This window comes from Streptomyces sp. NPDC004539, assembly GCF_040610055.1.
Lineage (GTDB): Bacteria > Actinomycetota > Actinomycetes > Streptomycetales > Streptomycetaceae > Streptomyces.
The window spans coordinates 650,824-672,369 of sequence record NZ_JBEXLS010000002.1 but is presented as its reverse complement, the minus strand read 5'-3'; the positions used below and the strand labels follow the sequence as shown (position 1 = coordinate 672,369).

Annotated in this window: 18 protein-coding genes and 1 pseudogene; 2 read left to right on the top strand and 17 right to left on the bottom strand. The window is 72.7% G+C overall.

The genetic code is table 11. The annotated features are described in order from the left end of the window. Positions 1–47: 47 nt before the first annotated feature. The 13 genes and pseudogenes from ABZX85_RS06620 to ABZX85_RS06560 all read right to left on the bottom strand — a co-directional run bounded on the left by ABZX85_RS06620 (position 48) and on the right by ABZX85_RS06560 (position 14,408). Positions 48–1,208 (bottom strand): FAD-dependent monooxygenase, encoded by a 1,161-nt coding sequence (locus ABZX85_RS06620; RefSeq protein ID WP_355863062.1) that lies wholly within the window; start codon positions 1,206–1,208, stop codon positions 48–50. Beyond that, complete coding sequence (locus ABZX85_RS06615; RefSeq protein ID WP_355863060.1) at positions 1,205–1,795, bottom strand: hypothetical protein; 591 nt, start codon at positions 1,793–1,795, stop codon at positions 1,205–1,207. The genes ABZX85_RS06620 and ABZX85_RS06615 overlap by 4 nt, the downstream gene beginning before the upstream one ends. A gap of 135 nt (positions 1,796–1,930) precedes the next feature. Continuing rightward, positions 1,931–2,443 carry an O-acetyl-ADP-ribose deacetylase gene (locus ABZX85_RS06610; RefSeq protein ID WP_355863058.1) on the bottom strand — a complete coding sequence of 171 codons (513 nt, stop codon included), beginning with the start codon at positions 2,441–2,443 and terminating at the stop codon, positions 1,931–1,933. A 31-nt stretch (positions 2,444–2,474) separates the two neighbouring features. Continuing rightward, a complete protein-coding gene (locus ABZX85_RS06605; protein ID WP_355863056.1) occupies positions 2,475–3,851 on the bottom strand; it encodes a nucleotide pyrophosphatase/phosphodiesterase family protein in 1,377 nt (458 codons plus the stop codon). Positions 3,852–3,893: 42 nt separating this feature from the next. Continuing rightward, positions 3,894–4,748 (bottom strand): TatD family hydrolase, encoded by an 855-nt coding sequence (locus tag ABZX85_RS06600; RefSeq protein WP_355863054.1) that lies wholly within the window; start codon positions 4,746–4,748, stop codon positions 3,894–3,896. Between the two features lie 2 nt (positions 4,749–4,750). Then, positions 4,751–5,209 (bottom strand): annotated as a pseudogene (locus ABZX85_RS06595) (EboA domain-containing protein); the annotation flags it as partial. Positions 5,210–5,950: 741 nt separating this feature from the next. Next, positions 5,951–6,784, bottom strand: a complete 834-nt coding sequence (locus tag ABZX85_RS06590) for a sugar phosphate isomerase/epimerase family protein (RefSeq protein ID WP_355863052.1) — start codon at positions 6,782–6,784, stop codon at positions 5,951–5,953. Positions 6,785–6,806: 22 nt separating this feature from the next. Further along, positions 6,807–8,012 carry a UbiA family prenyltransferase gene (locus tag ABZX85_RS06585; protein WP_355863050.1) on the bottom strand — a complete coding sequence of 402 codons (1,206 nt, stop codon included), beginning with the start codon at positions 8,010–8,012 and terminating at the stop codon, positions 6,807–6,809. 186 nt (positions 8,013–8,198) lie between these two features. Continuing rightward, on the bottom strand, positions 8,199–9,611 hold the full coding sequence (locus ABZX85_RS06580) for an NAD(P)/FAD-dependent oxidoreductase (protein WP_355863114.1): 1,413 nt from the start codon (positions 9,609–9,611) through the stop codon (positions 8,199–8,201). A 382-nt stretch (positions 9,612–9,993) separates the two neighbouring features. Beyond that, a complete protein-coding gene (locus tag ABZX85_RS06575; protein WP_355863048.1) occupies positions 9,994–10,848 on the bottom strand; it encodes an inositol monophosphatase family protein in 855 nt (284 codons plus the stop codon). Positions 10,849–10,935: 87 nt separating this feature from the next. Further along, positions 10,936–12,711 (bottom strand): gamma-glutamyltransferase, encoded by a 1,776-nt coding sequence (locus ABZX85_RS06570; RefSeq protein ID WP_355863046.1) that lies wholly within the window; start codon positions 12,709–12,711, stop codon positions 10,936–10,938. 161 nt (positions 12,712–12,872) lie between these two features. Beyond that, entirely contained in the window at positions 12,873–13,193 is a 321-nt protein-coding gene (locus ABZX85_RS06565; protein ID WP_355863044.1) for a hypothetical protein, read from the bottom strand. A gap of 105 nt (positions 13,194–13,298) precedes the next feature. Beyond that, positions 13,299–14,408, bottom strand: a complete 1,110-nt coding sequence (locus ABZX85_RS06560) for a histidine kinase (protein ID WP_355863042.1) — start codon at positions 14,406–14,408, stop codon at positions 13,299–13,301. Between the two features lie 167 nt (positions 14,409–14,575). On the opposite strand from ABZX85_RS06560, the gene ABZX85_RS06555 reads away from it, so the two are divergent. Then, positions 14,576–15,583: a DNA-binding protein gene (locus tag ABZX85_RS06555; protein WP_355863040.1), complete on the top strand. Its 1,008-nt coding sequence runs from the start codon at positions 14,576–14,578 to the stop codon at positions 15,581–15,583. A 153-nt stretch (positions 15,584–15,736) separates the two neighbouring features. Continuing rightward, positions 15,737–16,411, top strand: coding sequence for a hypothetical protein (locus ABZX85_RS06550; protein WP_355863038.1), 675 nt, complete (start codon positions 15,737–15,739; stop codon positions 16,409–16,411). 23 nt (positions 16,412–16,434) lie between these two features. Here ABZX85_RS06550 and ABZX85_RS06545 read toward each other — a convergent pair whose 3' ends face one another. The 4 genes from ABZX85_RS06545 to ABZX85_RS06530 all read right to left on the bottom strand — a co-directional run bounded on the left by ABZX85_RS06545 (position 16,435) and on the right by ABZX85_RS06530 (position 21,483). After that, positions 16,435–17,961: an NCS1 family nucleobase:cation symporter-1 gene (locus ABZX85_RS06545; protein WP_355863036.1), complete on the bottom strand. Its 1,527-nt coding sequence runs from the start codon at positions 17,959–17,961 to the stop codon at positions 16,435–16,437. 152 nt (positions 17,962–18,113) lie between these two features. Beyond that, positions 18,114–19,136, bottom strand: coding sequence for a TIGR03842 family LLM class F420-dependent oxidoreductase (locus ABZX85_RS06540; RefSeq protein WP_355863034.1), 1,023 nt, complete (start codon positions 19,134–19,136; stop codon positions 18,114–18,116). A 12-nt stretch (positions 19,137–19,148) separates the two neighbouring features. Then, positions 19,149–20,552, bottom strand: coding sequence for a dihydropyrimidinase (hydA, locus tag ABZX85_RS06535; RefSeq protein WP_355863032.1), 1,404 nt, complete (start codon positions 20,550–20,552; stop codon positions 19,149–19,151). Between the two features lie 88 nt (positions 20,553–20,640). Further along, positions 20,641–21,483 carry a nitrilase-related carbon-nitrogen hydrolase gene (locus tag ABZX85_RS06530; protein ID WP_355863030.1) on the bottom strand — a complete coding sequence of 281 codons (843 nt, stop codon included), beginning with the start codon at positions 21,481–21,483 and terminating at the stop codon, positions 20,641–20,643. Between the last annotated feature and the right edge of the window lie 63 nt (positions 21,484–21,546).

Sequence of the window (21,546 nt, the reverse complement as noted above, 5' to 3'; positions counted from 1 at the left end):
GACGCCGCGCAGCCGGGCAGAGGCGCGCTGCTCCGTCGTACCCGGGTTCAGCTCAGAGCGACGCTCGCCGCCCCCGCGTAGTCGCGTGCGAACGCCGTCGCGTACGGCCCCGGCCTCGCCAGTGCCCGGATGCGTTCGCGCCGCAGTTCCAGGGCGAACCGGCGCTCCTCGGGGTCGCCGGAGGGCAGGTGGAGGAGGTCGAGGAGGCGGTCGGAGAAGTCCTGGGCCCACCAGGCGGCGGCCAGCCGGCGGGCCTCGTACCCGGCGAGCGCGGTGTCGTCGCCGTGCCGGACACGGCGGATCAGACCGTCCGCGAGATCGACGGCGTCGGCGACCGCGAGGTTGAGGCCCTTCGCGCCGGACGGGGTGAGCAGGTGCCCGGCGTCGCCCGCGAGGAACACACCGCCGGCGCGGAGCCGGCGCCGGACCCGGCCGCGCATCCGGAGCATGCCGGTCTCCCGCAGCCGCAGGGGCCTCGGACCGTCCTCGCCGGCGCCGAGCCGCAGCGCGAGGTGGTCCCGGAGGCGGTCCTCGGGCCAGTCGGCCGGGGTGTGGTCGGCGGGGACCTGGAGGTAGAGCCGGGCGAGGTTCCCGGCGCGCGGCATCATCCCCGCGAACCCGGTCTCGTGGACGGCGTAGAGGACGCCCTCGACGGGGTGCGTCATGTCGGCGAGGACGGTCAGCCAGTCGTAGGGGTAACGCCGTTCCAGGGCGAGGGAGTCGGGGAGGCCGTCGGCGACGACACCTCGCGCGCCGTCGCAGCCGACGACGAACTCGGCGCGTACGAGGCCCCGTTCGAACCGCAGCGCCGTCCCTTCCAACTCCCTTACCGGGGCGTCGAAATGGACCGGGCAGCCCGCCCGGTCCAGCAGGGCCAGGAGGTCGCGGACGAGCAACTGCTGCGGATACACCCAGTGCCGGTATCCCCCGGACAGCTCCCCGTAGTCGACACGGGTCCGCTCCCCGAGGCACAGGAACTCGCACCAGCCGTGCCGCGCCCCCTCCTTGAGCAGCCGCTCGGCGAGGCCGTGCGCGGCCAGCAGTTCGACCACCCGGTGCTCCAACAGGCCCGCGCGGGCCCGCCGTTCGACGTACTCCCGGCTGCCGCGCTCCCACACCTCGACGTCGATCCCGGCGCGGTGCAGCAGCGCGGCGAGGACGAGCCCGGCGGGCCCGGCGCCGACGACCGCGACCCGGCCGGCGCTCATCGCACGGCCGCCGGGACGATCGCCGGGTTGAACAGCTCGGAGATCGCGGCGAACGGCCGTTCCCCGTGCCACAGGAGGTACGCCTTGTACGCGGCCGGCTCCCCGCACGGCCCCCAGGGCCGCCGCCCGGCGTCCAGCAGAGAACGCCGGAAACCGGTTCCCGCCCGTTGCAGCATCGGTCCCAGCGGCGCCGAGGTGTCGGCGAGGCACAGCTCCGCCGACGGGCACAGCTCCGGCCGGGCCACCACGACGTTCCGCGACAGATCGCTCCCGTCCGGCCCGCCGAGCACGGAGTGCCGGACGACGGTCTCGCCGCCCTCGGCACCGAGCAACTCCCCCGCGCCCCACGGGGTTTCGGCGGCCGGGACCCGGCGCTGCGCGGCTCGCAGGACGGTCACGTCGGTGCGGGTCCAGGCCCGCAGCAGGGTGGTCGTGAGGCCGTCGGCGCTCAGCAGCAGCCGGGTGGCGGGGTCGGTGAAGCGGCCGACGCGGGCGGCGATCTCCTCGGCGGTCCTGGCGACGAAGTCGACCCGCTCCTCCGTCCGCTCCTCGACGCGCGATTCCTCGGTCCAGATTGGTGATTGCACCGGCACGCTTCCTCGGACGATCTTGACGACAACGCCGCCGAAGCTAACAGCAGAACGTTTCTGCCATTCCGGAAGAAACGTTCCGGCGACCAGAGTCACTCGACCGGATGAACCGGGGCGATCCGGATACGACGATCAGACCGCGGCGTACGCCGTGAACGTGTCGTACGCGTCCTCGTCGAACAGCACGAACCGCACCTCCTCGACCCGGGTCGGGGTCCCCCGTACGGTCCGGATCGCGATCCGGGCGGCGTCGGCCATGGGCCAGCCGTAGATGCCGGCGGAGATCGCGGGGAACGCGACGGTGCGGGCGCCGAGTTCGTCGGCGACCTTGAGGGATTCGCGGTAGCAGGAGGCGAGGAGGGCGGAGCGGTCGTCGGTGGTGCTGTGGACGGGGCCGACGGTGTGGATCACCCAACGGGCGTGCAGATCACCGGCGGTTGTGGCGACCGCCTGGCCCGTCGGGAGGCCCTTGCCGTAGTGCGAGGCGCGGAGTCTGCGGCAGTCCTCCAGGATCGCCGGGCCACCCCGGCGGTGGATGGCGCCGTCGACGCCACCGCCGCCGAGCAGCGAGGAGTTCGCCGCGTTGACGATGGCGTCGACGGACTCGTCGGTGATGTCGCCCTGGATGAAGGTGAGGGTGGTCATGAGGGAGTTTCTACCAACTCCGGTGCCGTGTTCACCCGCCTTTTCGGGCCAGGTCCAGCAGCAGCTCCTTGATCTCGGTCGCCGCGTACGCCTCGCGGGTCAACACCGGTTCCGAGCACAGGAGTACGGGCCCGTGCTGGGGGTCGTCGGGGAGGCGGCCGTGGCTGCCGCGCACGCCGGAGGGGTCGAGGGGGACCGTGCGGATGCGGTAGCGGAAGCCGAGCTTCTTGCGGATCACCGAGCCGATGGCCCGCGCTTTGACGGCGGGGACGGTGTCGTCGTAGAGCAACTCGGCGGGGTCGTAGCCGGGTTTGCGGTGGATCTCGACCTGGCGGGCGAAGTCGGGGGCGCGGGCGTCGTCGAGCCAGTAGTAGTACGTGAACCAGGCGTCCGGCGCGGCGACGGCTACGAGTTCGCCTGAGCGTTCGTGGTCGAGGCCGTGCTCCTTCTTGCCCGCCGCATCCAACACCGCGTCCACGCCGTCGAGTTCGGCGACGATATCCGCGACCCGGTCGAGGTCGGCGGGGTCGCGGACGTAGACGTGGGCGAGCTGGTGGTCGGCGACCGCGAAGGCGCGGGAGGTCCAGGGGTCGAGGTACTCCATGCCGTCCTGGGTGTGGACTTCGAGGAGACCGGCGCTCCGCAGCGCGCGGTTGATGTCGACGGGGCGGGACGCGGGGGCGATGCCGTACTCGCTGAGGACGACGACCGTCGCGCCCTCCTTCTCGAAGTGGGCTATCAACGGGCCCAGGGCGTCGTCGAGTTGGCGGGCGGCTGCGGCCGTCTGCGGGGAGTCGGGGCCGGTGCGCTGGGGTTCGTAGTCGAGGTGGGGGAGGTAGACGAGGGTGAGGTCGGGCTGTTTGTCGTCGAAGATCTGCCGGGCGGCGGCCATGATCCACTGGGTGGAGGGGAGGCCGGCGTTCGGGCCCCAGTAGGTGAACAGGGGGAACGGGCCGAGCCGTTCGGTGAGTTCGTCGTGCAGGGCGGGCGGCCAGGTGTAACAGTCCGGCTCCTTGCGGCCGTCGGAGTAGTAGACGGGGCGCGGGGTGACCGTCCAGTCGACGTCGGCGCCCATCGCGTACCACCAACAGACGTTCGCCACCGTGTAGTCGGGGTTCTCCCGGCGGGCCGTCTCCCAGATCTTCTCGCCGCCGACGAGGGCGTTGTGCTGCCGCCAGAGCAGGACCTCACCGAGGTCGCGGAAGTACCAGCCGTTCGCCACCGCCCCGTGCACGGACGGGAGTTCACCGGTGAGGAGAGTCGACTGGACGGTGCAGGTGACGGCGGGCAGGACGGTGTCGAGGCGGGCCCGGGAGCCACGTTCACCGAGAGCGGTGACCGAGGGCATGTGGCGGAGCAGGTTGGGGGTGAGGCCGACGATGTCGAGGACGACGAGGCGCTTCTTCATGGGCGTTCCTCTGGGGTCGATGTCCTTGAGGCGTACGGGAGTTCACTCTCCGCCGCGTTTGATCGAGTTGCCCTCATGGAGCGCGGTGTCGTCGGGCTTGATCTCGTCCAGTTCGAGCCGCCCGCTCTGCCCGTAGAACGCGACAGGATTACGCCACATCACCCGGTCCACCGTGTCCTCGTCGAACCCGCCGGCCAGCATCGCGTCCGCCGTCCTCCGCGTCTTCAACGGGTCCGAACTCCCCCAGTCAGCCGCCGAATTGACCAGCACCCGCTCCGTGCCATGCTGCCTGAGGATCTCGACCATGCGGTCCTCGCTCATCTTCGTCTTGGGGTAGATCGAGAACCCGGCCCAGCAGCCACTGTCGAGAACCATGCCGACCGTCAGCTCGTTGAGGTGGTCCAGGACGACCAGCTCCGGCGCGATCCCCGACTCCCGCACCACGTCCAGCGTCCGCCGCGTCCCCGCCGCCTTGTCCCGGTGCGGCGTGTGCACCAGCGCCGGAAGCCCGTGCTCCACCGCCAGTTGCAACTGCCGCGCCAGCACCTCGTCCTCCGCCGCGGTCATCGAGTCGTACCCAATCTCCCCCACCGCCACCACCCGGTCCTTCGCCAGAAAACGGTCCAACTGGTCCAGCACCGGCAGACACCGCGGATCGTTCGCCTCCTTCGGGTTCAACGCGATCGTGCAGAAATGCTGGATACCGAACTGCGCCGCCCGATACGGCTCCCACCCCAGCAGAGCGTCGAAATAGTCGTAGAAACTCTCCGGCGACGTACGCGGCTGCCCCAGCCAGAACGCCGGCTCCACCAACGCCCGCACCCCCGCCGCATACATCGCCTCGTAGTCGTCCGTCGTCCGCGAAGTCATGTGAATGTGAGGGTCGAAGATACGCATGGTCAGGGCCTCCTGTAGGGCTCACCTGCGGAAAGTGTCGTGGCGACGGTCTTCGTGGCCGGCGGTGCGGCCTCCTCCTCCGTGCCCGCCAGGGCGGCCAGCGCACGGGCCGCCGCCTCCGGGCGGGTGTCGGCGAGGTCGCGGGCGCGGGCGGCGAGGGACTTGGCGAGGGCGGTGTGCGCGCGGACCAGGGGCCAGACATCGGCCGGGACGGTACGGCCCGCGGCGATGCGTTCGTGCGCGAAGTCGGCCAGCATCCGGGCGAGTTCACGGTCCGCGCGGGCGTCCAGGCCGTACAGCCGGTCCAGCGGGATGTCGGAGAACACGCACTTCAGTACCGCCTGCCGGTACTCCGCGTCCGGCAGCCGCGCCGCCGCGTACGCGCCGAGTGCCGCCTCGATCACGCTGTTGTCGTTGCCGCGCAGGGCCTCGCGGACCAGGTCGAGCGCGAGGTCGCCGAGGCGGTCATCGGGGGTGGGGGCGAAGAGGGTGCGGTGGACGCCGGGGACGCCGATGGGGGCGGCGCGGCGGGGAGAGGGTGCCGGGGTGGCCGGGGCGGCGGAACTGCCTTGGTTGCGAGGCGAGTCGGGTTCACCCGAACCGAGCGGGTCGGCTTCGCCCGAACCAGACGAATCCGAACCAGAGGAATCCACGCCGGACGAATCCGGGCCGGACCAGTCCGCGCCGGACGAACCCGCGCCGCCTGAACCAGCACCCCCTGAGCCCGGCGAATCCACATCGCCCGAACCGGGCGAACCCGCGCCGCCCTCCCCGTCCACCTCCCCGTCCGCCTCCGCGTTGACCTCCTCCAACAGCGGCAACGCCCGCAGCACAGCCCGCTGTTCGGCCGGATCGCCGTGCCGGTACAGCTCCGCGACCGCGTCCGCGAGGGCCGCGCCGCGCAGGGGCAGAGCCGTGAGGAGGGCCGCGCGGACCGCGTCGTCGGTGTGCCAGTGGTCGGTGAGGCGGGCGTGACCGCACTGGCGGCGGGCGGCGGGGAACAGCGCGCGGATCGCGGCGGGATCGGCCGCGACACGGGCGGTGGCGGTGTCGAGCCAGCTCCGCGCCCGGTCGGGGAGCGGTGCGCCGGCGAGGGCGGGCCGGGGGTCCGGCGCCGCCTGCGGGATCGGTCGGGCGGTAGCCATACCTGCGGGATCTCCTGGAGGGGTGGTGAGGAGAACGGGGGGAACAGGGGTGAGCGGTTATCCGGCCGCGCGCAGGAACTCCAGCGAGCGGCGGGCGAGTTCGGGGGCGTCGAGGGCGCCGCCCTGGATCTCGACGGAGACCAGTCCAGTGTGTCCGAGGTCGCGCAGGGCGGCCAGTACGGGCGGGAAGTCGATCTCGCCGGTGCCGAGTTCGAGATGCTGGTGGACTCCGCGCCGCATGTCCTCGACCTGGACGTTCAGCAGCCGGGGCGCCGCGCGGCGGAGACAGTCGAGGACCGGGGCGTCCTCGACGCAGTGGGCGTGTCCGATGTCCAGGGTGATGCCGAACAGCTCGTGTCCGCCGGTGAGTTCGGCGATGCGCAGGCAGCGGTCGACGGTGTCGACGAACATGTACGGCTCGGGTTCGAAGGCGAGGGAGACGCCGTAGAACTCGGCGGTCTCCAGCACCCGTCCGACCCCGTCGGCGAGCCGCTTGAAGGCGTCGGCCTCGGGTATGTCGTCCGGGGCCGGACCGCTGCACAACTGGACGGTGGGCGAGCCGAGTTCGGAGGCGATCCGGACGGCCCGGCGCAGCAGGTCGACTCGTTGGTCGACGCCGTCTCCCATCAGCGTCGGCTGGTGCTTGCCGTACGCGTCGAGGAGGTAGGGGGCGCCGGTCTCGACGGTGACGGTCAGCCCGTGCCGCTCCAACTGCCGCCGTACGCCGTCGACTCTGCGGGGCAGGTCGTCGGCGTAGGGGTCGAGGTGGACGTGGTCGAGGGTGAGGGCCACGCCGTCGTAGCCGAGGTCGGCGAGGACACCGAGGACGTGATCCAGGCGGTGGTGCGTGAATCCGTTGGTGCCGTAGCCGAATCTGAGGGGGGAGGCCATACCGGGGTTCCTCACGCAGGGGTCAAGTGGGGGAGATGCGCCGGGCCAGTCGGCGGGCGACGGGGTGCACGGCGCCGAGGAGCGCCGCCGCGACCGGGGAGCCCGCGCGGGCGGTCAGCGCCGCCTGGAGCGGTACGAGAGCGGTGATCCCGGCGCCGACGGCTCCCCGCACGTTCTCCCCCGAGGGCGCCGCCACCGCCTTGACCTGCGCGGCCCCGTAGGACCCGAGGTAGGCGAGCGCGGCACCGCCGACGAGGAGCGCGGTGGCGGCGGCACGCCGGTCCCGGGGGCGGCCGTCGAGAAGAGCGGAGGCGGAGGCGGTACGACGGCCCTGGGGCCGTTTCCCGAGGAGCGCGGCGGCGCGGACGGCGACGCGGGCGCCGGCCGGCGTGCTGGAGACCGGGAGGCTCGCGTGGACGGCCGTCGACGTCACGGGGGTCAGCCGGGCCGCCGTACCTGCTCCGGCCCTCGGTTCCCGGGCCTCCGCACCGATCCCGGCCCTCGACTCCCGGGCCACCGTACCGATCCGGGCCTCCGTACCGATCCCGGCCCACAGCCCCCGGCCCCCCGTACCACCGCCCCCCGTGCCGCCACCCCGCTCCCGCAGCCCCCGCGCCACCGGCCCCGCCGCTGTCAACAGTGCGGCGGTCGTGGAGGCGGCCAGGGTCCGGGCCGGGACGCCGGCCGGGGCGCCGGAGATCTCGTGGCGGCTGAGGGCGGTGAGGGTGTAGGTGTGGGCGCCGACGAGGGCCGCCGGGAGGGCGCCCCGGCGCAGGGCGGTGGCGCCGGCGCCGGGCGGGGCGACCGCGAGGGCGCCGGTGAGGACGTCCGCCGCGCGGGCGCCCGCCATGACGGCGGGGCCGGCCGGGGTGGACTTGAGGCCGAGGTCGTAGGCCCAGACGAGGCCCGTGAGGGGAAGCGCTCCCAGCAGCCCCCGGCGGCCTCCGGTGGCGGCGGCGAGGCCGAGGCTCGCGGCGGTCAGGCCGGTCGCGACGGCCAGGGCGGTGCGGCGGGGGACGCGTCCCGAGGGGATCGGCCGGTCGGGGCGCTCCACGGCGTCGGTCGTCGCGTCGGCGTAGTCGTTGAGCGCCATGCCCGCCCAGTACATGCAGACGGAGGAGGCGGTGGCGCCGAGGACGCGCGGGTGCCAGGGGGTCCGGGCCGCCGCCGCTCCGGCGAGCACATCGCCCGGGACGCTCAGCGCAGCGGGCGCCCTGACGAGTCGCACGAGGTCGGAAGTGCGCCGGTCAGTGGGTGGGTTGGAGCGGAATACGGGTTTCCGATCATCCATCCCCAAACCTTACTCACACTATTTTCACTTTCAAAAGTGTCCCGCCACAGGCAAAGCAGTGGTGAAGGCAACACCTGGCTTCCTTTGCGGAATCCGGGGCGTCGGGGGTATGGACAGGTCAACTCACCGTGTGGAACGCAGTTTTCGCCAGACGGCCTTGGCGGCGTTGTGCCCCGACATGCCGTGCACCCCGGGGCCCGGCGGGGTGGCCGAGGAGCAGATGAAGATCGCCGGGTGCGGGGTGGTGTACGGCGACAGGGACAGCTTGGGGCGCAGCAGGGTCTGGAGGCCGGAGAAGGCGCCGGTGCCGATGTCGCCGCCGACGTAGTTGGCGTTGCGGACGGCGAGTTGGGGCGGGCCGAAGGTGGCGCGGGCGAGGACGCGGTCGCGGAACCCCGGGGCGAAGCGCTCCAGTTGGCGTTCGATCGGGTCCGTGAGGTCGCCGGTCCAGCCGCTCGGGACGTGGCCGTAGGCCCAGAAGACCTGCTTGCCCTCGGGGGCGCGGGTGGGGTCGACGACGCTCGGCTGGACGGTGATCATGAACGGGCGGTCGGGGGCGCGGTTCTCCCGGGAGGCGGCCCTGAGGGCGGCACCGATCTCCGCGCTGTCGGCGCCGATCTGGACGGTCGTCGCGGAGCGGGGTTCCTCGGCGGTCCACGGGACCGGGCCGTCGAGCGCGTAGTCGACCTTGAACACGCCCGCGCCGTAGCGGTAGTTGTCGTAGTAGCCGCCGAAGCCGGCGATGCGCGCGAGGGCGGTCGGGGAGGTGTCGAAGACGTAGGCGCGGGCCGGGGGGAGGTCATCGAGGCGCTTGACCTCGTAGTCCGTGTGGATCTCGCCGCCGAGGTCCTTGAGGTAGCCGGCCAGGGCGTCGGAGATCGCCTGGGAGCCGCCGCGGGCGACGGGCCAGCCTCGCGCGTGGGCGGCGAGGGCGAAGACGAGGCCGATGGCGCCGGTGGCGAGGCCGGAGAGCGGTGCCATGACGTGGGCGACGAGGCCGGCGAAGACCGTCTTCGCGGGTTCGTCGCGGAAGCGGCGGGTCAGCCATGTCGACGGGGGGAGGCCGGCGAGGCCGAAGCGGGCCAGGGTGACGGGGTCGCGGGGCAGGGCGGTCAGTGGCAGGGACATGAAGTCCCGTACCAGCGTGTCCCAGTGGGGCAGGAACGGCTCGACCAGGCGCCGGTACGCGCCCGCGTCGCGCGGGCCGAAGGAGGCGGCCGTCTCGGCGACGGAGCGGGCGAGGACGGCCGCCGAGCCGTCCGGGAAGGGGTGGGCCATCGGGAGGTCGGAGTGCAGCCACTCCAGGCCGTACCGCTCCAGCGGCAGGGCGCGGAAGGCGGGTGAGTTGATCCCGAGGGGGTGTGCCGCCGAACACGGGTCGTGCAGGAAGCCCGGCAGCGTCAGCTCCTCGGTCCGCGCGCCCCCTCCGACGGTCTCCTTCGCCTCGAACAGCGCGACCGAGAACCCTCTGCGCGCCAACTCCACGGCGGCGGTCAGTCCGTTGGGCCCCGCCCCCACCACCACCGCATCGAACACCGCCGCCACTTCGGACCCCTTCGTCAGCCGCTCGGCCACCTGGGGCCAGGATATGCCGGGGGTACGACAACGGGTCGGGGGCGGGGTACCGGGAGTGACCGAGGGGACTTGTGGAGCCACCGCGCGGGAGCGGGCACCGAGGGCCGAGGGAGCGCACGCGCAAGGCGACGGCACTCACGGGGGCACCCGCCGCCCCGTACCGGAGCCGGACGCGTACGACTCGACGTCACCACGCCCCACGCCCGGAACCGGTCGCCACAAGCCTCGGCGCACCGCTCCTCAGCCGGGCCGACCCCAGCCCGGCAGAGACCGCGGCCCCTCCGGCGCCCCCGCCCCTCTAGCCCTGCACCGCCCCTCCGCTGCCCCGCCCCCCCCAACCGCCCTACGCCACCCCTCCCCCACCCGCCAACAACCCCGACACCCTCCGCGCCGTCTCCGCGTCCCGCGCGGTCGTGAACGGCAGTGCGTTGCCCCCGGTGATACGGAACGGCTCCCCGGTGACCGTGAGATGCGCGCCGCCCGCCTCCTGGACCAGGAGGAGGCCCGCCGCGTGGTCCCAGGCGGCCTCCCAGGAGAAGGCGGTGGCGTCGGACTCGCCCCGGGCGACGGCGAGGTACTCCAGGCCGGCGGCGCCGCACGGCCGGGGGGCGACGCCGTCCGTCCACAGGCGGCGCAGGACGGTCTTCTGGCCGTCGTCCGTGTAGTCGGGGTGCGAGCAGGCGACACGCAGATCCGCCCCGGCGGCCGGGCTGCCCGCGTGCAGGCGCTCGCCGTCCAGATAGGCACCGCCGCCGCGTACGGCCGTGGCGAGCTGGTCCCGCGCGGGGGCGTACGTCCAGGACGCGAGGAGGACGCCGTGCCGGGCGAGCGCGACCAGCGTGCAGAAGCCGTCCTCGCCGCGCACGAACTGGCGCGTGCCGTCGACCGGGTCGACGATCCACACCGGGGCGTCGCCGCGTATCGCGTCGTACACCGCGGGGTCCGCGTGGACCGCCTCCTCGCCGACCACAAGCGAGCCCGGCAGGAGCTTGCCGAGGGTTTCGGTGAGGTATTTCTCGGCGAGCCGGTCGGCGTCGGTCACCAGGTCGTGCGGTCCCGCCTTCTGGTCGACCTCGTCAGCCCCGAGCTGCCGGAACCGGGGCATGATCTCGGTCGCGGCGGCCGTCCGGACCGCCTCCTCCACGTCGGCCGCGCGCCGGGCGAGAAACTCCTCGATGGTTTCCATGTCTTCGATCATGTCTCCATGAGAGCACGCCCCACTGACAATCCCCGCCCGCCCGCTGCACAGCGGGTGGAATCGGGATGAAAAACCGGTTCTCCTAGGTCAGCGCCCGACCGCGTACCCCTGCATCCCGCGCGGGTTCGCGGCGGCCGACAGCACCCCGGTCCCGGGGTCGCGCGCGACGGCGCACAACCGCCCCTCCGACCAGGGCCCGCCGACGGTCACGTCGTGCCCGCGCCGCCGCAGCTCCTCGACGACCCCGGCCGGCATCCGGGCCTCCACGGTGACGCTGCCCGGCCGGGTCCCGCGCGGGTAGAACGAGCTGGGGAAGGAGTCGTTGTGCCAGTTCGGCTCGTCGATCGCCCCCTGGAGGTCGAGTCCGCCACGCGCGTGCGCGCGCAGGACGACGGCGAGGAAGAAGTGCACCTGCCACTGGTCCTGCTGGTCGCCCCCGGGGGTGCCGAACGCGAGAACCGGTTCGCCGTCGCGCAGCGCGATCGACGGCGAGAGGGTCGTCCGGGGGCGCCGTCCGGGCGTCAGGGAGTCGGTCAGCCCCTCCTCCAGGCGCGTCATCTGGAGCCGGGTGCCGAGCGGGAAGCCGAGTTCCGGAACGACCGGGTTCGACTGGAGCCAGCCGCCGCTGGGCGTGGCCGCGACCATGTTGCCCCAGCGGTCGACGACGTCCAGGTGGCAGGTGTCGCCCCGGGTGGTCCCGTCGGTGGCGACGGTCGGCTCCCCGACGCCCGCGGCGCCGGGACCGACGTCCACGCGCGCGTGCGCGGCGATCCGCGCCTCCCGCCCGCCCGGGGCACCGGGACGCAGCTCGTACGACGCCTTGTCGCCGATCAGTGCCCGCCGCCCGGCGTTGTAGGCGGGCGACAGCAGCTCGGCGAGGGGTACCTCACCGGCGTCGCCGTACCACGCCTCCCGGTCGGCCATGGCGAGCTTGCAGCCCTCGATCAGCAGGTGGACGTAGTCGGCGCTCCCGTGGGGCGGCAGGTCGGGCGGGAGCAGGGCGAGCTGCTGGAGAAAGGCGGGGCCCTGGCTCCAGGGGCCCGCCTTGCAGACGGTCCAGCCGTTCCAGTCGTACGTCGCGGGCGTCTCGTAGGACGCGGACCAGGCGGCGAGGTCGGCGGCGGTGAGGGTGCCGGTGTGGTGGGCGCCGCTGCTGTCGAGGGTGGGGCGCGCGGACTGCCGCAGGAGGGCCTCGGCGATGAATCCGGTGCGCCACACGTCCCGGGCGGCGTCGATCTGCGCCTCCCTGCCGGCCGTCCCGGAGACCTCGTCCAGGAGGCGGCGCCAGGTGGCGGCGAGGGCGGGGTTGCGCAGGAGGACGCCGGGGCGGGGCGGACGGCCGTCCGGGAGGTAGACCGCCGCGGAGGACGTCCACTCGGTCTCGAAGAGGCGCTGGACGGAGGCGACGGTCGTCCCGACGTTCTCCACGGGCGCGTGTCCGTGTTCGGCGTATCCGACGGCGTACCGCAGGACGTCGGCGAGGGTCTTGGTGCCGTGGTCGCGCAGGAGGAGCAGCCAGGCGTCGAACGCGCCGGGGACGGCCGCGGCGAGCGGGCCGGTGCCGGGGACGAGGTCGAGGCCGAGCGCCCGGTAGTGCGGGATCGTCGCTCCGGCGGGGGCGACGCCCTGTCCGCACAGGACGCTCACCTCGCCGCCGGCGGGGGCGAGGAGGATCGGTACCTCACCGGCGGGGCCGTTCAGGTGCGGTTCGACGACGTGCAGGACGAACGCCCCGGCCACCGCCGCGTCGTAGGCGTTGCCGCCGTTCTCCAGGACGGCCATCGCCGACTGCGAGGCGAGCCAGTGCGTCGACGACACCATGCCGAAGGTGCCCTGGAGGGTCGGCCGGGTGGTGAACTGCATCGGGCACCTCGCTGTGTCACGCGCGCCGCGGGGTGCTCCCCGGGCGGCCGTTCCGGATCGTCGGTACGACCATCAGACTGCCCCTCGCACCACAGGCGCACGCCCCCCACCACCCGCTGACACCCACCGCACGCTCCACCGCCCTGCGGGCACCCGCACTCCTACCGCCCCGTGACAGCCGCCCCGGCCCCCCGCCCCCGGGTCGCCGCCCGGTACACCGCCCCGATCACCGCGGCCTGCACCACGGCGCCCACCGCTATCCCCACGGCCGGCAGCGGCTGCGGCAGCAGCAGGAAGATCCACGACACCGGCGCGGTGACCACGAACGCCCACACCCCGGCGAAGCTCGCGTCCTGGTGCTCGACGAACAGGGTGTCCACCGCGACCCAGCCGAGGACGGCGAGCACCAGGGCGAGATAGCCCAGCGCGGCCGGGTTCACCAGGTTCGAGCGGAGCCGGGCGGTGAGCTGCGAGCTGTTCATCAGGAGCCTCCAAGGGGTTCGCGCGACCGTCCCGCCGCCTGCCCCAAGCCTCCCGGACCCGCCGCGCCGGGACCTGAGTACGGATACTCAGACCGGCGTGCGCGGCTACCCAGCGCGCCCCAGATCCTCCAGGCTCTCCTCCCCCAGCGGCAGCTCGGCCCGGACCGAGAAGCCGCCCTCCGCGCGCGGGGCCGCGTGCAGGGTGCCGCACAGGGCCGCGACCCGTTCCCGCATGCCGGTGAGGCCGGTACCGGGCCGGGGCGGGCGGGAGGGGTCGGCGAGGCCGTCGTCGTCGACACGTATCACCAGGGCCCGTTCCCCGTAGTCGAGCCGGACCTGGACGGTGGCCTCGCCCGCGTGCCGGGCGGCGTTGGTGAGGGCCTCCTGGACGACGCGGTACGCCACGCGCTCCACGGGCGCGGCGAGGGCGCGTTCCTCACCGGTGACCGTCAGGCACGTCGCGAGACCGGCCGCGCGGGCGCGCTCGACGAGGAGCGCCGGGGTGCCGGTGGGCTCGTCGGTGCGCAGGACGCCCAGGGTGGCGCGCAGATCGCGCAGGGCCTGCCCGCCGGCCTCCTGGATGGCGAGGAGGGCGGGCGGCACCTCCTCGCCGCGCTTGCGGGCGAGGTGGGCGGCGACGCCCGCCTGGAGCCTGACGACGGAGACGCTGTGGGTCAGCGACTCGTGCAGCTCGCGGGCGACGCGCAGCCGGTCCTCGGCGGCCCGGCGCAGCGCGGCCTCGTCGCGGGTGCGTTCCGCGTCGAGCGCGCGCTGTTCGGTCTGGCGCAGGTAGGCCCGCCGGCTGCGGTCGGCGAGGCCGGTGAGGGCCGCGCACAGCACCCAGCCGGTGAGCAGGAGGGCTTCCTGCGGGCGCTGGAGGGCGTACGCGCCGAGGAACACCGCGCCCGCGCCGGCCGCGAGGGCGCGGTACCCCGCGCGGGCGGCGGCGTGGACCGCGCCCACCACCGGGAGGGCCGCCCAGGCGCCGGGGGCGGCGCGCAGGACGTACACGGTCATGGTCGCGGTGGTGACGGCGAGGACCGCGCGCGGGGCGCCGCGGTGGACGGCGAGGGCGAACGATCCGGCGGCGAGCAGGGGCGGGTCGACGGCCCGGGTGCCGGGGTCGAGGGCGGCGGCCGTCAGGACGACGGCGCCGATCGCCGCCGCCACTGCCGTGTCCACGAGCCGGGTGCGCACCGGCGGTCCCCCGTCCATGTCCCGCACCCTAGACCCCGGCACCGACAACGGCGTCAGACCTGTGGACGGCACCGGTACTACTCCCGCCGCAGTACGGCGGCCCTTTCTCACCTCCCAGGGGCGTGCGGTCGATCCGCTACACCGGGACGACGCTTTCGCGCGCTCCCGGCGCCAGGCTGCTGTGCATGCCGACTCCCTTCCGTCACACCGTCCCGCCGTCGCCCAGGGCCGCCGAGGGCCGCGTCGCCGAGGCGTACGCGCAGATCGCCCGCGACCTCGGGACGGCCGCCCCGGCGGCCTTCGTGGTCCTGTCGTCCGCGCCCGAGGTGATGCTCCCGGCGTGGGCGCTGCTGCGGGAGTCGCTGATCGCGGGACCGGGCGACCGCACCGGCAAGGAGGTCGCCGCGTACGGGGTGGCGCTCGCCGACGAGTGCCGGTTCACCGCGGACGCGCACGCCGTCCTCCTGCACGCGACGGGCGACCACGCCCTGGCGGAACGCCTCGCCCGGGGCGAGCACCCGGAGAACGAGCTCCACGCGCGCGTGCTCGACTGGGCGGGCCGTACCCGCGTCCCCGGAGCGGCCCTCGGCCCCCTCCCGTTCCCGGACGACGCGCTCCCGGGCTATCTCGGCACCGTCCTCGCCTCCCACTTCGCCGACCGCGTGGTGTCGGCGCTCCTCACCGAGCACCTCCTCCCGGCCGGCGCCCAGCGGCTGCGCCCGGTGCGCTCCCTGACGGGCCGCACGCTGTCCCGCGCGGTCCTCCGGGGCGCCGCCGTCCCGGGCGCCTCCCTGCCGCTGCTCCAGCACCCCGGTGAGGGCCCCGCGTGGGCCGCGGGCACCCCGGTGGGCCCCGCGTACGACGCGCTGCGCACAGCGGCGCTGGAGGGCGGCGCGCTGCTCGACGAGGGCGAGCGGTGCCTCGTACGGGACCGGGTCGCGGCCTGGGACGGGGCGCGTCCGCCGGTCATCCTGCGGGGCTATCCGCACCGCCGGGAGCTGCCCGGCGCCCGGCTGGCCCTGCTGGCGGCGCTCGCGCCGCACCGGATCACCGAGGAGGACGTCGAGGTCTGGCGGGCGGACGGCCGCACGGACCGCTCGCTGGTGCGTCTCGTGGCGTACGGCGCGTTCCTCGTGGTGGAGCGGATCGCGTCCGCGCTGCATCCCTCACCCCCGGCCGCGCGGCACATTTAGGGACGTTCGCCTCGTCAACGCGGAGCCGCTGTCACCACTCAGGCACACAGCGAGTTCACGCTTCCGCACCACAGGCAGTCGTGTGACACTGGCGTCCCGTCGTCCGCGGTGCGGACTGGTCTCCGTGCCCTCCCCCACAAAAGAAGTGCGCCTGTGCGTTCTCTTCCTCTGCCGCTCGCCCTCGCGGCCCGGCTGTCCCCGGTGGTCGTCCTCGCCTGCGCGGGCTGGGCCATGTCGTCGTCCCCCGCCGCCCCCGAGGACGCGGGGACGGCCCAGGACGGCACCCCGCGGCAGACGCAGTCGGAGAACGGGGACTCCTCCGCCTCCCCGACCGCGGCGAAGACGTACGCCGCCGCGCCCGCGCCCTGCGGCAGCGTCTCCGCGAAGACGGTCACCTCGCTGGTGCCGGGCGCGAAGACGGCCGGCAAGGAGATCCCGTCCACGGACACGAAGATCCGCCGGACCTGCTCCTGGAACGCGCTCAAGGGGTTCGACTACCGCTGGCTGGACGTGTCCTTCGAGATCATGGACACCCAGGACGCCGCGGTGAAGTCGTACAAGGCGCGCACCGGTGAGAAGAGCGGCGGCGGGGCGGTGCCCGGGCTCGGGGACGAGGCGTACTCGGTGGTGAACCTCACGACCGAGGACAAGCAGCAGACCCGGGAGGGCGTGGTGTTCGCCCGGGTGGCCAACGCGCTCGTCGTCGTCACGTACAACGGCAGCGACTTCGAGACGAAGAAGGCGCCGGACACGAGCACGATCAACACGGGGGCGATCAAGGCGGCGAAGGAGGCGATGGCGGCGTTGCGGAGTGGTACGGCGGGGTGAGTGGTCCCACCCCGCCCGTGACCTCAGACCTCCGTCTTGTCCTTCCCTCGTAGCGCCATCAACCCCAGGTACAGCACCATCGACGTCCCCAGGCCCACCGCCCAGCCGTAGTCCGCGAGGGATCTGAGCGCCGGGATCGGCCGGCCGTCGATGATCGGCTTGAAGCTCGCGCCGCCCACCGCGAGGACACCGCCGACGAGAAAGGCGACGACGGCCCGCCAGTTCCAGCCGTTCTCGTACCAGTAACGGCCGCCCACGCGGTACAGGTCGACGAGGTCGAGCTTGCCGCGGCGCAGAACCCAGTAGTCGGCGATGAGGATGCCGGCGACGGTGCCGAGGAGCCCGCCGACCAGGCCGAGCCAGGTGAAGATGTAGCCCTGCGGGTCGGAGTACAGCTTCCAGGGGAAGATCAGCACCCCGAGGACGCAGGTCGCGAGGGCGCCGGTGCGGAAACTGATCTTCCGGGGCGCGATGTTGGAGAAGTCGAACGCCGGGGAGACCAGGTTGGCGGCGATGTTGACGGAAAGCGTTGCCACAAGAACCGTCACCAGCGCGAACAGCAGCCCGAAGACGTTGTCGGTCTTCGCGGCGAGCTGTACCGGGTCCCAGATCGTCTCGCCGTAGACGGCCTGCGAGCCGGAGGTGACCATCACGGACAGCAGCGCGAACAGCGTCATCGTGGTCGGCAGACCGAGCGCCTGCCCCCAGGTCTGCGCCTTCTGCGACTTGCCGTAGCGGGTGAAGTCGGGGATGTTCAGCGACAGCGTCGACCAGAAGCCGATCATGCCCATCAGGGACGGCCAGAACAGCTTCCAGAAGTCGCCGCCCCAGCCGAGCTTGGACGGCTGGTCGAGCAGCGGGCCGAAGCCGCCCGCCTTGTTGCTCATCCAGATCAGCATGACGACCGCGCCGACGAGGACGAACGGCGCCGCCCAGTTCTCGAACCGGCGGATCGTCTCCATCCCCCGGTAGATGATGGCCACCTGGATCGCCCAGAAGATCGCGAACGACAGCCACATCGTCCACGCGTACCCGCCGATCTGCCCGGCGTCGCTCCACCCGGAGCCGATCAGCTTCCCGGCGAGGAAGTAGATCGCCTCACCGCCGATCCAGGTCTGGATGCCGAACCAGCCGCACGCCACCAACGCCCGTACGACGGCGGGGAGGTTGGCGCCGCGCACCCCGAACGAGGCACGCGCGAACACGGGGAACGGGATGCCGTACTTGGGCCCGGCGTGCCCGGTCAGCAGCATCGGCACCAGCACGATGACGTTGGCCAGCGCGATGGTGAACACCGCCTGCTTCCAGTCCATGCCGACGGCGATGAGACCCGAGGCGAGCGTCCAGGAGGCGGTGTTGTGGGCCATGCCGACCCACAGCGCGGAGAAGTTGTACGTCGTCCAGGTGCGCTTCTCGACCGGGACCGGGAGGAGGTCCTCGTTGGCGTAGGGGCCGGTGGGCTGCGGAGAGCCGGGGGCGATCTCCACCCGGCCGTCGGCGAGGGTGACTTGGGAGGACGGGGGCGGCGCGGTGGACGCGGTGTCGGTCATGGGCTTGGCCAATCGGGGAGAGGGGAGGGGAGAGAGGCCGTGCGGGCGAATCCTCGGGGTGCGCGTGGGGACGCGGGGTGCGCGTGGGGGTGCGCCCTGCCCCTCCCCCGGTGTGAGGCCGGAGGAGGGAAGACCAACTGACCTGGTGTCGCTCAGCCGTTGACGGCCGGGATCACCTTCGTGCCGTACGCGTCGATGACGGCTTCCTGCGCGTCGTGCATGTCGTAGACCGCGAACTGGTCGACGCCGAGGGCCCGGAGAGCTTCGAGCTTCTCGATGTGCTGCTCAGGGGTGCCGATGACGCAGAAGCGGTCGACGATCTCGTCCGGGACGAACTGGGTGTCGGGGTTGCCGCTGCGTCCGTGGTGGGAGTAGTCGTAACCCTGGCGGGCCTTGATGTACTCGGTGAGTTCTTCCGGGACTTGGGAGGAGTGCTCGCCGTACTTGGAGACGAGGTCGGCGACGTGGTTGCCGACCATCCCGCCGAACCAGCGGCACTGGTCGCGGGCGTGGGCGAGGGCCTCGGGCGAGTCGTCGGCGGTGACGTAGGCGGGCGCGGCGACGCAGATCTTCACGGCGTCGGGGTCGCGTCCGGCGGCTGCGGCGGCCTCCTTGACGGCCTTCACCATGAACTCGGTGAGGTAGAGGTCGGCGAGCTGGAGGATGAACCCGTCGGCCTCCTCGCCGGTCATCTTGAGCGCCTTGGGCCCGTACGCGGCCATCCAGACGGGGAGTTGGGCGTCGTCCTTGATCCAGGGGAACTTGACGACGTTGCCGCCGCCGAGGTCGGCCTCCTGGCCGGAGCCGAGGGCGCGGATGACCTTCATGGCGTCGCTGATCCGCGCGAGGGTGTTGGGCGTGCGGCCCGCGACGCGCATCGCGGAGTCGCCGCGTCCGATGCCGCAGACCGTGCGGTTGCCGAACATGTCGTTGAGGGTGGCGAAGGTGGAGGCGGTGACCTCCCAGGTGCGGGTGCCGGGGTTGGTGACCATCGGTCCGACCGTCAACTTCGAGGTCTGGGACAGGATCTGACTGTAGATCACGAACGGCTCCTGCCACAGCACGGCGGAGTCGAAGGTCCAGCCGTACGTGAAGCCGTTGTCCTCGGCGCGTTTCATCAGCTCGATGACGCGCGAGGCGGGCGGGTCGGTCTGGAGGACAAGTCCGAAGTCCATGGGCGCCATTCCCTAGATGAGGTACTGACAGGTGGAGCGCGGGGTGTAGGCGCCGTGTCCGGCGCGTCCGGTGAACTCCCGCTCGGTGATGACGAGTTCGCCGCGCGAGAGCACCGTCTCGACCCGGCCGGTGAGCCGCTTGCCCTCGTACGCCGAGTAGTCGACGTTCATGTGGTGGGTCTCGGCGGAGACGATCTGCTCGGCGTGCGGGTCGTAGATGACGACGTCGGCGTCGGCGCCGGGGGCGATGGTGCCCTTCTTCGGGTAGAGGCCGAACATCCGGGCCGGGGTGGCGCAGGCGATCTCGATCCAGCGGCGGCGCGAGATGTGGCCGTCCACAACCGCCTGGTGGAGCAGGTCCATTCGGTTCTCGACGCCGGGCAGACCGTTGGGGATCTTCGAGAAGTCGCCGCGCCCCAGCTCTTTTTGGCCGGTGAAGCAGAAGGGGCAGTGGTCGGTGGAGACGACCTGGAGGTCGTTGGTGCGCAGCCCCTGCCACAGCTTCGCCTGGTGCTCGCGGGGCCGAAGCGGCGTGCTGCACACGTACTTCGCGCCCTCGAAGTCGGGTTCGGCGAGGTTGTCCGTCGACAGGAACAGGTACTGCGGGCAGGTCTCGCCGAAGACGTTGAGCCCCTCGTCGCGCGCCCGCGCCAGCTCGGCCACTGCCTCCATGGCCGAGACGTGCACGACGTACAGGGGGGCTCCGGCGACCTGCGCAAGCTTGATCGCGCGGTGAGTGGCCTCTGCTTCGAGGAGCGCCTTGCGGACCTCGCCGTGGTAGCGGGGGTCCGTCTCGCCGCGTTCCAGGGCCTGTTGGACGAGGACGTCGATGGCGATGCCGTTCTCGGCGTGCATCATGATCAGTCCGCCGTTGTCGGCGGAGCGCTGCATGGCGCGCAGGATCTGGCCGTCGTCGCTGTAGAAGACGCCGGGGTAGGCCATGAACTGCTTGAAGGAGGTGACGCCTTCCTCGACGAGGAGGTCCATCTCCTTGAGCGTCTCGTCGTGGACGTCGGAGACGATCATGTGGAAGGCGTAGTCGACCGCGCAGTTACCCTCGGCCTTGGCGTGCCAGGCGTCGAGGCCCTCGCGCAGGGTGTGGCCGACGCTCTGCACCGCGAAGTCGACGATCGTCGTCGTGCCGCCCCAGGCGGCGGCGCGGGTGCCGGTCTCGAAGGTGTCGGAGGCGAAGGTGCCGCCGAACGGCAGCTCCATGTGGGTGTGGGCGTCGACTCCGCCCGGGATGACGTACTTTCCGGTCGCGTCGATGACCCGCTCGGCCGTCCACGCCTCGGCCGCGGGGGTGCCGGTGGCGGCGAGGGCGGCGATCCGGCCGTCCTCGATCAGGACGTCGGCGTGGATCTCGTCGGACGCGGTGACGACGAGACCGCCGCGGATGACGGTACGACTGCTCATTGCTCCCTGCTCCTGTTCTCAAGAACGGTTGGTGCGCCGCCGCTCGCGCGGGCCCGGCCCCCGTGGTACCGGGCCCGCGCGGCGCCGGTCAGGGAGCGGTCAGCGGGCCGTACGCGTCGGTGCGGCGGTCGCGGTAGAACTGCCAGCGGTCGCGGACCTCGCGCAGCTTGGCCAGGTCCAGGTCGCGGACGACGAGTTCGGTCTCCTTGTCGCTCGCCACCTCGCCGACGAACTGGGCCTCCGGGTCCACGAAGTACGAGGTCCCGTAGAAGTCGTTGTCGCCGAGCTCCTCCACGCCGACGCGGTTGATCGCGCCGACGAAGTACTCGTTGGCGACGGCCGCCGCCGGCTGCTCCAACTGCCAGAGGTAGGCGGAGAGTCCGCGCGAGGTCGCCGACGGGTTGAAGACGATCTCGGCGCCCGCGAGCCCGAGCGCCCGCCAGCCTTCCGGGAAGTGGCGGTCGTAGCAGATGTAGACGCCGATCTTCCCGACCTTGGTGTCGAAGATCGGCCAGCCCACGTTGCCGGGGCGGAAGTAGAACTTCTCCCAGAAACCTTGGACTTGGGGGATGTGGTGCTTGCGGTACTTGCCGAGGTACGAGCCGTCCGCGTCGATGACGGCGGCGGTGTTGTAGAGGACGCCGGGCTGTTCCTCCTCGTACATCGGCAGCACGAGGACGATGCCGTGTTCCTTGGCGAGCGCCTGGAACCGCTTGACGATCGGCCCGTCGGGGATCTGCTCGGCGTACTCGTAGAACGCCGGGTCCTGGACCTGGCAGAAGTACGGCCCGTAGAACAGCTCCTGGAAGCACAGGACTTGGGCCCCCTGGGCGGCGGCGTCGCGCACCGCCTGCTCGTGCACCTGGATCATCGACTCCTTGTCGCCCGTCCAGGCGGTCTGGAAGATCGCGGCACGGATCACTCTGCTCATCGGGACCTCCGGTCACTCGGTGTGCGAGGAGCCTAGGAAGCCCTGGAGCCCGGTTTGAGTTGC